13 protein-coding genes and 1 pseudogene are annotated in these 14,277 nt (G+C 40.6%); 5 read left to right on the forward strand and 9 right to left on the reverse strand.

The window, feature by feature from the left end; translation table 11 throughout:
• Positions 1–122 precede the first annotated feature (122 nt).
• Positions 123–641 (forward strand): hypothetical protein, encoded by a 519-nt coding sequence (locus RMZ42_RS30420; RefSeq protein ID WP_322674917.1) that lies wholly within the window; start codon positions 123–125, stop codon positions 639–641.
• A gap of 80 nt (positions 642–721) precedes the next feature.
• Here the strand turns inward: RMZ42_RS30420 and RMZ42_RS30425 are convergent, their stop codons facing one another.
• Positions 722–901, reverse strand: coding sequence for a replication restart DNA helicase PriA (locus RMZ42_RS30425; protein ID WP_118168842.1), 180 nt, complete (start codon positions 899–901; stop codon positions 722–724).
• Positions 902–1,196: 295 nt separating this feature from the next.
• On the opposite strand from RMZ42_RS30425, the pseudogene RMZ42_RS34845 reads away from it, so the two are divergent.
• Positions 1,197–1,286 (forward strand): annotated as a pseudogene (locus tag RMZ42_RS34845) (hypothetical protein); the annotation flags it as partial.
• Positions 1,287–1,553: 267 nt separating this feature from the next.
• Here the strand turns inward: RMZ42_RS34845 and uvrC are convergent.
• Positions 1,554–3,431, reverse strand: a complete 1,878-nt coding sequence (gene uvrC / locus RMZ42_RS30430; RefSeq protein ID WP_322674918.1) for an excinuclease ABC subunit UvrC — start codon at positions 3,429–3,431, stop codon at positions 1,554–1,556.
• Positions 3,432–4,170: 739 nt separating this feature from the next.
• Between uvrC and RMZ42_RS30435 the strand changes: the two genes are divergently transcribed.
• Complete coding sequence (locus RMZ42_RS30435) at positions 4,171–4,350, forward strand: hypothetical protein (protein WP_322674919.1); 180 nt, start codon at positions 4,171–4,173, stop codon at positions 4,348–4,350.
• A 20-nt stretch (positions 4,351–4,370) separates the two neighbouring features.
• Here RMZ42_RS30435 and RMZ42_RS30440 read toward each other — a convergent pair whose 3' ends face one another.
• The 7 genes from RMZ42_RS30440 to RMZ42_RS30470 all read right to left on the reverse strand — a co-directional run bounded on the left by RMZ42_RS30440 (position 4,371) and on the right by RMZ42_RS30470 (position 12,551).
• Positions 4,371–4,793, reverse strand: a complete 423-nt coding sequence (locus RMZ42_RS30440) for a response regulator (protein WP_322674920.1) — start codon at positions 4,791–4,793, stop codon at positions 4,371–4,373.
• 556 nt (positions 4,794–5,349) lie between these two features.
• Positions 5,350–6,648 (reverse strand): NF038130 family PEP-CTERM protein, encoded by a 1,299-nt coding sequence (locus RMZ42_RS30445; protein ID WP_322674921.1) that lies wholly within the window; start codon positions 6,646–6,648, stop codon positions 5,350–5,352.
• Between the two features lie 604 nt (positions 6,649–7,252).
• Complete coding sequence (locus RMZ42_RS30450; protein ID WP_322674922.1) at positions 7,253–8,539, reverse strand: LL-diaminopimelate aminotransferase; 1,287 nt, start codon at positions 8,537–8,539, stop codon at positions 7,253–7,255.
• 134 nt (positions 8,540–8,673) lie between these two features.
• Positions 8,674–9,009 carry a thioredoxin family protein gene (locus tag RMZ42_RS30455; protein WP_322674923.1) on the reverse strand — a complete coding sequence of 112 codons (336 nt, stop codon included), beginning with the start codon at positions 9,007–9,009 and terminating at the stop codon, positions 8,674–8,676.
• Between the two features lie 174 nt (positions 9,010–9,183).
• Positions 9,184–9,960, reverse strand: a complete 777-nt coding sequence (locus RMZ42_RS30460) for a PspA/IM30 family protein (protein WP_322674924.1) — start codon at positions 9,958–9,960, stop codon at positions 9,184–9,186.
• Positions 9,961–10,122: 162 nt separating this feature from the next.
• Entirely contained in the window at positions 10,123–10,872 is a 750-nt protein-coding gene (locus tag RMZ42_RS30465) for a PspA/IM30 family protein (RefSeq protein ID WP_322674925.1), read from the reverse strand.
• Positions 10,873–11,195: 323 nt separating this feature from the next.
• On the reverse strand, positions 11,196–12,551 hold the full coding sequence (locus tag RMZ42_RS30470; RefSeq protein ID WP_322674926.1) for a hypothetical protein: 1,356 nt from the start codon (positions 12,549–12,551) through the stop codon (positions 11,196–11,198).
• Positions 12,552–12,874: 323 nt separating this feature from the next.
• On the opposite strand from RMZ42_RS30470, the gene RMZ42_RS30475 reads away from it, so the two are divergent.
• Positions 12,875–13,432: a DUF721 domain-containing protein gene (locus tag RMZ42_RS30475; protein ID WP_322674927.1), complete on the forward strand. Its 558-nt coding sequence runs from the start codon at positions 12,875–12,877 to the stop codon at positions 13,430–13,432.
• 427 nt (positions 13,433–13,859) lie between these two features.
• Entirely contained in the window at positions 13,860–14,174 is a 315-nt protein-coding gene (locus tag RMZ42_RS30480; protein WP_322674928.1) for a hypothetical protein, read from the forward strand.
• Positions 14,175–14,277 lie beyond the last annotated feature (103 nt).

Here is a 14,277-nt window from a genome sequence, read left to right on the forward strand (position 1 = left end):
TAAGACATTAGCTTCAGTTAACTATTGCAAGCCCCTATATTGATATATAGGGAAATTCTGTTGACATTTTAAGGGTTTAGCGATCGCTCAACCCAACCTATAACAATTGAGGAAATAATTATATGTTGAATCGCTTATCGTTGGTTAAAGTATGGCTACCATTGATTGTGCTTGCCAAAGCTTTATCGATTAATTTTCCTGCATCTGCACAAATAATTCAGACGAATCCCCAACAAATAATTCGGACAAATCCCCAACAAATAATTCGGACGAATCCCCAGACACAAGATTCGCTTCAAGAAAGAATCAGACAACAACAAGAACAGCAAAATCAGCAAACACAAGAACGAATGAACGAAACATGGCTACGGCAAAATTTTCAACAACCACAACAACTACAACAACAACAGATAATCCAACAACAAGAATTTACACGACAACGGCAAGAAATGTTGCGTCAGCAACAATTGAGACTACAACAGGAAGGAACAAGACTACAACAGCAGGACTTTTCACAACAGCAACAACTGAGAATACAACAGCAACAACTTAGACAAGATCAACAAATTAGACAACAGCAACAATTTAGGTTACAAGAACAGATCCGACAGCAACAACTCAGACAACAGAATAATCTGTAAAGTCTTTAAAATTTATGACAAGTAAATTTATTATTAGAAATTAGAGAAAATATTCTCTAATTTTTTTTGATTTTTATTATTTAGCGCTGTGCATAAATTCCTGGTGCATAAGCCTCAATTACTTTGCCAGTGCGAGTGCAACTAATCATCAAGTAGTCACAACTAGAGCATTGTGTTCGAGTTAATTGACTATCAGAAATATAATAACGTTCTGCTTGGCTGCCGCAATTTGGGCAGTAAATTTTTTGTACTGTCTGCATTTTAAAACCCCTGGTTGTAATTTATTTTTTATTTGAGAAAACTGCCAGTTAAAGTAGAAAAGATTTTGGTTTGACCCAACTTAACAAACGACTTTAATATTGGCTAATTATTTTAAACAAAATTTCAGATTTGAAAAAACTTCGATTTCTCTCTATACTATCCTATAATTTAAGTGATTTTACCCTCTTACTTTAGGTACATAAATTCTTTTTTAATTAAATGACGCTTAGATATTTACTGATCCCTATGACGAATGCTTTGAGAGAGGCTTATTTATAGTCATCTTGGACAGATACAAAAAATAGCCGTTCTTGTATTCAAAAGTTAAACTACAGAAAATACTGTATATTTAGTAACAAAATAGTTATCTTAAGGATTAGTTAATTTTTGCTGGCAAGATTTATGAGGTGGAATTCTGGTGTGAAAATTTAATCAAAATTACCATAGTTACGAGATATAGTTACGAGATCCCGTAAATTTACGGTATATACACATCTTAAATTCTCGCAGACAAACTTAACAGAATCCTCTGTGAGAGTGGAACTAATACTTTTTCAAGCTAGTTTTAAGTGTGTGTAGTAAGGACTTTAGCTCTTACTACAAACTTGTTTATTCATACATAAATTGAAATTTGACAGACTACTAATCTCCTCAAGCAGGATGAAAATAATCGTAAATTTCTTGAGCCAAACGCGGCCCGATTCCTGGAACCTCGGCAAGTTGTGGGGTTGTCGCTTGGCGAATATAATCAACTGAGCGAAAATGCCCTAGTAGCTGCTTTTGTCGATGATGTCCTAAGCCAGGAATTTCATCTAAACGCGATCGCTTCAATTTATCACTACGCTGTTGACGATGGAAACTGACTGCAAACCGATGCGCTTCATCCCGCAGCCGCCGTAACAGCTGTACCCCTGGTTGTTCTGCATCAGTTGTTAAGGGTTTAGATTCTCCTGGTAAAAAAATCTCTTCTCGCTGCTTTGCTAAACTTACCACTCGCAAGTCTTCTAATAAATTCATTTCTTGCAAGACAGCGACAACTGATGATAACTGACCTTTACCACCATCGATCATGATTAAATCAGGCCAGTCAGGATTACCCAAACGCGCTAATTGCTGATCTTCGGCATATTTACGGAACCGCCGCTGGATGACTTCAGCAAGACTAGCAAAATCATCTGAATGTCCTGCTGTCACCGTAGGATTTTTAATTTTGTAGTGGCGATAGTTCTGCTTTGCGGGTAATCCGTCGATAAACACGACTTGCGAAGCTACAGCATTTGACCCTTGAATATGGGAAATGTCATAACCTTCGATGCGGTGAGGTACATCTGGTAAATCGAGAATGGTGGCTAAATCTTGCATTGCTTGGTGATTGCGATCGCCAAATTTCTGCATTCTTTGCAATTCATACTGAGCATTTCGCTCTACCATCTCAATTAATTCTGCTTTAGTTTGGCGCAAAGGAGTCAGTATTGTAACTTTTTTGCCTTTACGTTGAGTTAAGACATCTGCCAATATTTCCGCATCTGGTAAATCATGCTGTACTAAAATCTCTAAAGGGATTTCTACGGAATCAGCAGTTTGGTAATGTTCCTCCAAAGCTCGTTGTAAAATCGCTCCTGGTTCGGCGTGAGTATCCGCCACAAAGGCTAAACGTCCTACCAATTGCCCAGCGCGAATCTGAAATAGTTGAATGCAGGCGTGCTGTTCGTCGGCTGCCAGTGCGATCGCATCCCGCGAAACAGTATCATCTGGTAAGGAAACTTTCTGGTCGGCTGTCAGAGACTTTAAGCCAGAAATTTGATCGCGAATCCGCGCCGCTGACTCAAAATTCAAGTTCTCAGCGGCTGCATTCATCTGTTGGGTCAAAATATCAATCAGTTCCTGGGTTCGACCTTGAAAAACCATCGCGATTTTTTGGACAATTTTGCGATATTCTTCTGGTGAAATCATCTGTTGACACACACCAGGACAACGCCCTAAATCAAAATTCAAGCAAGGGCGATCTTTAAAAAGTGGTTGGGGTCGTTGTCGCTGGGGAAAAATGCGCTTGCAGATGCGGACAATTTCTCGTAATAAACCAGCATCAGTATAAGGCCCGTAAAATTTATCCTTTTCTTTACCGAATTGGCGTTTACGGGTAATAAAAATTCGCGGATAATCTTCTGACCAAGTAATGCAGAGATAAGGATATTTTTTATCATCTTTGAGCAACACGTTAAAGTATGGCTGGTGCTGCTTGATCAAATTGGCTTCTAGCGCTAAAGCTTCGGCTTCAGTATCAGTGACGATGAATTCAATTTCTGTCACTAACTTGACCATCGTGGCGATACGTTCAGTCTTGTTGTAGCCATCCCGGAAATAGGAACGGACACGCGATCGCAACTTACGCGATTTACCTATATAGATAATGCGATCGCTCCTGTCCCGCATGAAATAAACCCCCGGTTCCGGTGGAATTTCGGCTAGACGGTTTTCTAGTCGTTCTGGCTCTTTAACCAGTGGTAATATTTGAGTAGATATTGTCACAACCAAAATTAGGTAATCTTTCTCTATTTTAAGAAAAATTATTTTTTCGTGCCGATTTAATAAATTATTTATCAAGTAAATACAAAGTAGCAGTCATGAGGGACTGGGGAAAATAATAATATCGTGTCCGGTTAAAGACTTATCATTAAGACCGCAGTTCTTGCTGGGAGCTCTTAGCTGGGGGAAAGAGGATTTCCTGGTTTTTGCACAGATGCGCGAATTATAACTGATTAGGCGGACATGATATAACTCCTAACTCAGCACGAGCTAAACCCTAGCTATCCATTAACAGCACTCTCAAGTCAGGTAGGCTTTTAGTCTGCACAAAGATAAGTCTGCTGTAGCTAGTTCTTTGCTTTCTTGCAGGGTTGTCGGCTTCTAAGCTAGAGCCTTGCTAGAAGAGTGATTGCAATCTTAGTCATTGGCTGCTACTGTCAGAATAAAAACTTTGCTTTTTAAATCTATAATTAACATTTTTATATTGATAATACTTTATTATCTGAAACTTTATATTTTAGATTAAATGATAATATTCTTGTATTGATTTGTGTTTTAATTAATAAATAATATGCTTGTATATTGGTTTAATAAATATTAAATTAAAATTTTATCTATTGATACTATTTATGTTTATTTCTTAAATTTATAACATTAAGCGAATTGACGGATTTAGTCAGTTAATTTTACTATTATGATTAATACTATAGTTATTATAATAATTTAGGACAAGAGCTAAACTATGAATTTACAAGATTTTGAAGTCCAGTATCGTGAGGCTATGGCTGAGACTCTCAATGAATTGCAAACAGCAGTTTTGTTATTAGCGCAAGTACAACAGAAAATTTCAACAATTGGCAGTTCTGTACAAACTCTTAGTGAGTGCGTTGAAGAATTTATTGCTGGCCAAAAAGCAGAATAAAGACACACATAACAAAAAAATTATCTGTTGCGGCAAGTAAACTGTTCTTCAATTGCAAGAATGAGATCCTTGAGTTTTAAAGGTTTGACAAAATAGTTACGTGCGCCCAAACTCAGAGCTAGTTCTCGATCTGCTTTAAAAGCAAAGGCTGAAACCACAATGATAGGTATTTTTGACAAATCAGGTTTTTGCTGGACTTGTTTTAAGAGTGAATAACCGTCAACATCTGGCAATTTCAAGTCCAATAACATTAAATCTGGCTCGAATTTCTCTATGGTTGAGAAAAAAGCAGAACCTTCTGATAAACTTTGGACTTCATAACCACAGTAACTTAGATAGTCACTAAGTAACATCCGATTGAGGTAATGGTCTTCAACTAGTAAAATTCGTTTAACTTTGTGTGACTGCAATGGCTGATTTATATTGAGTAATTGTACTGTCATTGCTAACCTATTATCTGATTATCTTAATTAAAAGCTAGTCATTATTACCATAAACTAAAACAGTAGGGCATTTAAAGAGTGAAACAAATATAAATTGTACTTATGTAATCCAAATCAAAAATATCAATCAATTCAATTTAGCTGCACTACAATACTAAAATGATAGTATTATTAAATGTAGTTAAATCAAAAATTAATCTTTTTTTTACTAATTTTTTTTAATCTAGAATATTAAGTTAACTTCTGTTTTTACAAATTTAGTTGCCTAAATTTTATGAGTAAAACTACTTAAATAATACTGTTACTAACATTATGGTAATAGCCCTTCCTCAAACCGTGAGGGTAAGCAATACTATTGTGCAAAATCCATATTATAAATAAATTAACTTTCTAGGGACATACAGATGTAGAATTTTGCAACCGATTTATTTGTTGCAAGTATTTTTAGAAATAGTATAACCTAGAAGATTAAATTTATTATAGCTGCAAGGAATTATTCATCAAAAAAGGGAGCTGTTAGCTCCCTTACTTATTTTTTGGAATGGAAACCGGAGTTTCAACCAGATACTTTTTTTAACTTGCGTTGTGTAACAAAGATACCAGCAACACCTAAAATCCCAAATACTACTGAGGGTTCTGGTACAGAGGATGGAGAGACATACTTAGGTGTTGACCAAGTATAAATTGCACTATAGGATACACCATCATCAGAAGCAGTAATACCGGATGCAGTGGAGTTAAAGCTATAGGCATAGTAAGTTTGACCACCAGTAACTACCTTAGCAATTTCACTAGCCGCAATTTCACCTTGATATGCATTTAATGCAGCTTGCAGAGTCAGTACATCTTTAAATGATGTGAGTTGAGAGATTTGACCTGGTAGCTGATTTTTGAGAGTATTCAGTTGAGAAATTTGACCTGGTAGTGTTTGATTTTTGAGAGTATTCAGTTGAGAAATTTGACCTGGTAGTGTTTGATTTTTGAGAGTATTCAGTTGAGAGATTTGACTTGTCAGTTGTTGCCTTTTTGTTTGATTGGCTGGAATATTAGGAATTGCGTTGAGTTGTGTTTGCAGTGTGGTAATCTGTCCTGGAATTGCGTTGAGTTGTGTTTGCAGTGTGGTAATCTGTCCTGGAATTGCATCCAGTTTTGTTTGTAGTGTGGTAATCTGTCCTGGAATTGCGTTTAGTTGTGTTTGTAGTTGTGGAATTGAACTTTCAAGTTGTGAAAGGGTTGGTTGAGTTGTTTGTGAAGGAAACTGTGATTTAATTGCATTCCACTTTTCATCAACCTTAGTAGAAATAGTTGTTGCAAGTTTAGTCTTTACATCCAAGTGACCAACTAATTTCAGTTCCACACCGCCATTCTGACCGAATTGGAAACCACCAATGTTCGGATCTCCCATTCCCAAGGAAGGAAAATAACTAGTTATTAGTGATTTGCTGTCGGCTGAAAACCCGTTCCAAACTGATTGAAATGGTGTGTAGCTACTCAATAAATCGCCTAGCCATTGGGAACCAAAACTATTCCAGTCATTAGCAGTGACACTACTAACGGTGGCACTGTAGTTTCCTTTTGTGGCGGTGAAGCCAACGTTAGAATCTGGGGTTTCGCTACTATACCAGAGCTCAACGTTAGAACTGGAGTCGTTATCTGTCAAAGCTTTGATCGCAGCTTTAGTACCACCTTGGGCATTCCCTTTAATGAAGGTACCATTTGAGCCACCAGTGTAAGTGTTAATTTCTCCATTATTATCGAAACTAAAAGATGTAGCGTGTGCTGGGGCGGTGGCAAGAGCGCTCACACCAATAGCCATTGAGGCACCAATTATAAGTGTCTGAAAAGTCGTTTTCATTGTTTTCAAGTCTCTGTCAGTTTGGAAGTTAAGTTTTAAACTACTGTCGTTTTTAGGCTTAGGCTTTCTTGACCACAGGTTTTTTGGCTATACAGATGCTTACCTGCATTGTTAGCCGTCTTTGGTATCTGAGCGTACAAACCCAGTTTAAGAAACGAGGAGACCTGATTGGGTAAAGTTAACGCTGATTATCAATAAAAAGATGAAGAATGTTTTGATAGTTTTATACGTTTAATTACGTATTTTATATTGATAGATATAGTTACAAAAAATACAGTATTATCTTTTTCAGATCAGTACAATACGGTGATTATTAGAGATGTACAAATGTGCATTAGTGCCAACTAATGCTGAAATCTCCTGACTGTATGAGTTTTGCCCTCACCCCCAGATATTCTCCCCATTTGGAACGGGGGAGGAAATTCTCCAGCTCCCCTTCTCCCAAATTGGAAGAAAGGGTTAGGGGATGAGGGCAACTCCAAAACGTTTGCTAAACCTAACTTTTACCTGAAGTTGACACCAATGCACAAATGTGTGCCCTAGCGCGTGTTCCATTGATAAACTTTGCCACTAAAAATCCTTGGCGTTCAGCTTGAGAAGAAATTTAATGAAGAAACTCAGCCATTCTTTCTACAGCAATTTCTAACAAAGGTGGCTCATGCACCAAGGCAAAACGGACATACCCTTCTCCAGATTTGCCAAAGCCAGCACCTGGAGAAACTGCTACACCAGTTTGTTTGACTAGCTGGGTACAAAATTCTACGGAGTTTTCACTCCAAGGTGAGGGCAATTTTGCCCAGATGTACATTGTGGCTTCGGGAGTAGGAACATTCCAGCCAATACGGTGTAAAGCATTGATAAAAGCATCACGCCGCCTCTGGAAGGCGATCGCAGCAGATTTTACGCCAGATTGAGGGCCAGTTAAGGCTGCGATCGCACCATTCAAAATTCCCCGATACTGGTTAAAATCAACGGCGGCTTTTACTTGGCGTAAGGCGTTAATTAACTGAGCATTACCGATGGCATAGCCAATGCGGAAGCCACCCATATTGTAGGACTTGGAAAGGGTGAAAAATTCAATCGAGACGCTTTTTTCTGGATCGGCTTGCAGAATTGAAGGGACTAGGGACTGGGTATTGGGTATTGGGTACTGGGGATTGGGTATCGGGGATTGGAAATTAATGATTCCCCTTGTGTCCTTGTCTCCTTGTCTCCCAGTCCCCAGTCCCCAGTCCCCACTCTCTCCAAATACCAAATCTACGTAGGGGAAATCGTGAACCAGCACGAGATTGTGTTGTTGGCAGAAGGCGACAGCTTCTTGGAAAAAAGATAAAGGTGCGATCGCAGCGGTAGGATTATGAGGATAACTTAATACCATCATCCGCGACTGCGCCAAAACTGGGACAGGAATATCAGCAAAAACTGGTAAAAAACCATTTTCTGCCAGTAGTGGCATCGGGTAGATTTGACCGCTGGCTAGGTAGACTCCCCCCGCATGGGATGGATAACCTGGATCGAGCAACAGGGCAAAATCTCCTGGATTAAGTATTGCTAGGGGTAAATGGGCTGTGCCTTCTTGAGAACCAATTAAAGGTAGTACCTCAGTTTGAGGATCGACTTCGATCCCAAATTTTTGTTCGTACCAGTTGGCTGCGGCTTCGCGGAATCCAAGGGTACCGTTAAATAATAGATAACCGTGGGTACTGCGATCGCCAAGAGATTGGGCTATCGCCTCAAGAACGTGGGCCTCGGCTGGTAAATCGGAAGACCCCAAGGATAAATCAATTACCTCTCGGCCAGCGGCCAAAGCGACTGCCTTGGCTCTGTCCATATCAGCAAATACATTAGATTTTAGGGGTTGTAAACGTTTTGCAAACTGTATGTTAGTCATTTGTCCTTTGTCATTTGTCCTTTGTCATTTGTCCTTTGTCCTTTGATCGAATGACCAATACTTCTCTACCAGAGGCTGCGCCAAGGGCAACGCTCAGTACAAGTGACCAATGACCAATGACTAATGACCAATGACTAATTACTATTTAAGTACGTATCTAAGAGTTCGAGTAATTTATCTTTGCCGATGACTCCCTCGGTGGATATCAAAACTTCCTGGCCTTGAAATAGTCTGAGAGCGGGTACGCCTTCCACTTGATACTGCTTAACAGTCAATGGGTTGGGGTCAATTTCCATTTTAACGACTTTGAGGCGATCGCTATATTGGGTAGCAGCTGAGTTAATCAGGGGCGACATCAATTGACAAGGCCCACACCAGGAAGCCCAAAAATAAACTAATACAGGCTGCTCGGCTTTTAACACTTCGGTTTCAAACTCAGCATCGGTTATGGTGATTACAGCCTTACTCATTGCAGTCTCCATCAGGTGGCGATCGAAGTTGGCACACACAATACTTTATCCCAAAGTTGTCAATAGTCCATAGTTAATAATTTATAGTGATTAGGATTGTTAACTATTGACTAATGACGTAAAATCCCACAGCCAACAGGTGTGGGACTAGCTTAAATAAGTTTTCTGTCAATTTTACAGTTGATCCAATTGCTTGCGTAAGGAATCTAACTCAGCATCAACCACCTCATTAGATTTAGGAGCAGTGGCTTCTTGTTGCGGTGGCAGTTGGGCTTGATTTTGTGGAGCGGCGGGTGGTAGCATCTGGGCTTTCAAGGCTGCCAATTCATCATCAACATCGCTACTACCTTCCAATCGAGCAAATTGGCTTTCTAAATCAGCACCCGCTAACTCTCCTTGTGCCTGGGCCCTGGCTTCTTGCATCAAGACCTTTTCTTCCATCCGCTCGAAGGCAGACATTGCACTGCTGGTATTCATCCCACGCACCATGCCTTGGAGTTGCTCTTGGGCTTTGGCAGTGGTGATTCTCGCTCTGAGCATTTCTTTCTTGGTCTTAGCCTCAGAAATTTTGCTTTCCAGTTGGATTAAATTGCGTTTGAGGGTATCAACTTGGGTGCTTTGGGTATCTAAACTAGCTTTGAGGGCTGTGCTGGTATCCGTATAAGTTTTTTTACGCTCTAAAGCTTGTCGTGCTAAGTTTTCATCACCTTTTTGTAGCGCTAGTTGAGCATTGCGTTGCCATTTATTGATTTCATTTTGGGCATCATTATACTGTTTTTCACTGCGTTTTTGGGCGGCGATCGCTTGGGCTACTCCCTGACGCAGCTGCACCAAGTCTTCCTGCATTTCCAGGATGGCTTGCTCTAGCATTTTTTCGGGGTCTTCGGCTTTGTTAACCAGGTCGTTGAGGTTAGAACTAACTACTCGCTTAATGCGATCGAATAATCCCATAACTTTGTTTTTCCTTGTGTGATTTACGCTTTTTCTTGGACAGTTAGCTTTTTTACTTTTTTATAGCTACCTATTTCAATGTAATCTTTCCAGTTTGAATCAGTACCTCCTAACAACTCTTAATTGTTAAGATATCGCCAAACTGGGGTAATTAGTAGAACTTCAAGAATCCTGAGTTTTGGGTAACTCCTGTTGGGGAGGCTGCTCTGTCTTTTGGCTCTCCTCAGTTAGGATTTTGTGCTGTGTGTTTTCTGACTGCTTGAAAACCTGTACCTTCATCGCCGCCAATTCGGTATCTACATCATTAGATTCCAAAGAAGTAAATTGTGTTTCCAAGTCGTCGCTACTAAGTTGAGCTATGGCTTCTGATTGAGCTTCTATCTGTGAAACTTTTTCTTCCATGCGCTCAAAGGCACTCAGACTGCTAGTAGCAGAAACTCCACCGAGCATTTCTTGGAGGCGATAAGACGCTTCAGCAGAACGGGCGCGGGCAATATACATATCTTTTTTAGTTTTCGCCTCGGAAATTTTTAACTCTAGCGATCGCATATCCTTTTTTAGCCTAGCAACTATCTCGTTTTGCTGCTCTATCTGCGAAAAGAGGGCTGTAGTGGTTTCTTTATAGGCTTGGCGCTTGGTCAAAGCTTCACGTGCTAGAGGTTCATTACCTTGTTGCAGGGCCAATTGGGCGCGGCGATACCATTCTTCTGTTTGAGATTGAGCGGCCGCTGCTTGTCGTTCGGTGCGTTTCTGGGTAGCGATCGCTTGTGCTACACCCTGCCGCAACTGCACCAGATTTTCCTGCATTTCCAGCACAGCTTGCTCCAAAATCTTTTCTGGATCTTCTGCACCACCGATCAAACTATTGAGATTAGCGCGAATCACCCGCAGGATACGCTTGATTAATTCCATATCGGCTCTCCAACGAAATCCAGTTCTGAGTGCTGTTAGCAGGGCGTTTAGCCCGTGCTGAGTAATGAATTTAGTTATAGAGTGCTGAGTGCCTAGTTAAAGTCCTGAGTATAGTAATATTTTTTGTCATAGGGTAGTTATGGAGTGCTGAGTGCCTAATAAAAGTTTTGAGTATAATATTTTTTGTTGTGGGGTCGCAAACAAACAATATTTTGTCTCTACCACTCAGCACGGGCTAAACCTTAGCTATCCGCTAACACAACTCAGCACTTATTGACTCAGGACTGTTATCTCATGGTATCGTAGATTTTTGCAATTCATAGTTACTGAACTCGTGCCTTGATTCCTTTCGCTTCTAACAGTTTCATCTGTTGTTTTACTTGCTCTTTAGTTTTAAAAGCACCCAGATAAATCAATTCTTTGTTAGGCGATAAATAAGCATCAGGAATTACCTGCCGTGCTGAGGCAAAAGCTGCGCCTTTATTATCTATCACTACATGATAAAACCCATCTGTTCCTAGTTTCATTTCTGCATCTGGCTTTGGTGAGGTTGCGATTGGCTTGGGTGAGGTTTTTGTCGGTGAAGTAGAAGGTAAAGAAAGAGGAGGCAAGGATTGTAGTCTCGGTACTGGTGCTAAGGCGATCGGGTTAGTCTGTTGGGCTGTATTGGGGTTAGACAATGCCCCTTGAGGATTTACGGGATTTTGGGGAACAACTGGATTGGGCACTACTGCGGGGGTTGGTTGGACTTTGGGTTTTAAGCCTACTACATCATTGGGATCTCTTACTTCAGGAAACTCTTCAGTAGCTAGATTGGGATATTTGGGTATAGATGTGCTTGGTGGCTGAATTTGAGGTTGGACATTACTCCCAACTTCCTCAGTATTTTCTGGTGTGGGAGAGGAGTTGCCGTTAAATAAGTTGCCTAAATTCCATTGTGGCAAGCTTTTGGGATTGAAGACTGCATAACCCAAGATCAGACTAGCCACCAATAGCAGCAACATGGAGCCAATACCCAAAGGTGATAGCAGACTGTCGCTAGAATTGCTTGGTTTCTTGGTTTCTGGTTGTTCTTCTGTCAGACTTCGCAGCAGTGCTTCACTAGATTCTAAATAGTCATCTGGGTGCTTGGGGCTATCATCTGTTTGCAAGTGATTTTCGCTTTTAGTATTTTTAACGATCGCTGGCACAATGCTGCTATTAAAGTTGGGTGGAGGTGGTGGAAGTTGAGTTTGTGTTTTAGCTGCATTGGCGGTGGAGGGCAGATTAAGATTATTCAGTTCCTCAGTTTTTGCCGTAGTTGGTGCTGGGTTCATCTCAGTATTCACAGCTACAGATGCGGGTGAGACATCAATTTTTGCCGTAGCTGGCGCTGGATTCATCTCAGGATTCACGGGTACAGATGCAGGCGATACGTTGGTTTTAATTTCCGTTGCTGATGACTGAGTTGCGCCCAATATTGTCGAAATGGTAGTTAAGGGTTGGGGTTGTTTGCTGATGTAACTTGCAACACGGGACTGCTTAGATGACACCAAACCAGTTCGCGTGCGTCGGTATCGAGCTAACTCTTGATCTAGCGGCACCTCTAAACTTGCTAGTGCTGCTGCTAGTACTGGTTTCAACCCAGGTGTTTTAGACGATTGATGAGTACTGGAGTCGTTCAGGGAGTTTTGAGTCATTGCCTTTTTGCCTCAAACGTAGATTACTGGAATCAACTTTTAGATAGATATATTTTGTGATAATAGTAGCGGAAATTATTTAAATAGATAGAGTGAGCATTGGGGAGGCAGTGCGGTCTTGGGGTCTCCCCAAGTGGAGCAACTGCCGTCATTGGATATGGGGCATTGGGCACAAGAGGCAGAGGGGCACAGGGGCAGAGGGGAAAGACTTACTGCAACTTCTCCTCGGTCACTGAGCGTAGCCGAAGTGCTGCTCCCCTGCTCCTCTGCTCCCCTGCTCCCTTGCTCCCCCACTTTCCAATCCCTACTCCCCACTTTGAATAATGTCGTTGAAATCAATTAATGATGTTTTAAGGATTCTGGAAAAGCAGTCGAAATGGCAGGAGCAACCATTTCAACGCCTGCTCAAGTGTTGGGCAGAAGTTGTTGGGCCAGTAGTTGCCGCAAATACTAGACCATTATCAATTCAGCGTGATGTTTTGTCGGTAGCAACTTCTAGTGCTGCTTGGGCGCAAAACCTGACTTTTGGTCGCACATCTCTACTTTTAAAGTTGAATAAAAAGCTGCCAACGCCTTTGGTTGATATTCGCTTCTCTACTGCTGGCTGGCAGAATCCGTTGGTGGAAAGAAAACAGCAACAAACGGTTTCGCCTCATGAGCATCCCAGTTACCTTGGTGATGAGATTAACCGCCCTGATGCTGCTATACCTACCAAGGATGTAAATGCGGCTTTTGGACATTGGACGAAGATTGTGCGATCGCGATCGCATGGCTTACCCCTTTGTCCCCAGTGTCAATCTCCCACCCCTCCCGGTGAACTCCAGCGCTGGGAAGTCTGTTCTGTCTGTGCTGCTAAACAGTTTTCAAAGCAAAATAGTTGAGCGATTATTTGTTGAGCAGAGTTTATCCTGAAATAACTTGCTGCCATTACATCAAATTTTTCTGATTCTTGAGAAAAAGTATAATTTGCCGCTAAAATATGCCAAATGTGGTATGTAAAGCAGACTATTTATGTGAAATTCTATGCCTTAAGGATGGCTTAAGGAGGAATTTAAAAGGTTGAATAAATCAAAAGCTTTACTTTTACTCTTGATCCCTAATAAGTTTTAGACGATACGTATATGTAACTGCTTTAGGAATTATTTAAATATATAACAAGATTATAAAAATATCCTGAAGTTTATTTTTTACTTGGGATCGCTGAAACCTATGGAAAATAATGACTTTTTGGCTTTTCTCTGTCTTTATATATAGAAGCAGAATATAAAGATGAAATTCAGCCAGAAACAACACTAAAGATGAATCCGAATGAAACCCATTAAAGTTTTAGCATCTGCCTGTAGATATTGTCGTCATTACCAGCCAGAAGGTCGCCGTGGTGGAACGTGCCAGCAGTTGGGCGCACCAGTTAAAGCGACTTGGAAAGCTTGCTCTTTGGCGCTTCCACCTTTTGCACCTTCTTGGGAAACCTTAGAAGATGCTTGGGGTTTACCAGATGCATCTCCAGTTTTAACATCTTGTCAATCTTTAGCTTCAGATTTCGATAATGCTGCTCTTGCCCCTCTAGAGGAAATAGCTGCCTCCATATCTGAACAGGTAAAAACTAAAGCAGTGGTTATTTAGTCATCCATTATTACTGGACTGAGTTTGTAGTCTGCTTAAAATAAGATTTGTTTTTAAGATTTTTAGTGCTGTAAAAGTTGATATCTACAAAAATCGCACCTCA

This window comes from Nostoc sp. DedQUE05 (assembly GCF_034530955.1).
GTDB lineage: Bacteria > Cyanobacteriota > Cyanobacteriia > Cyanobacteriales > Nostocaceae > Nostoc.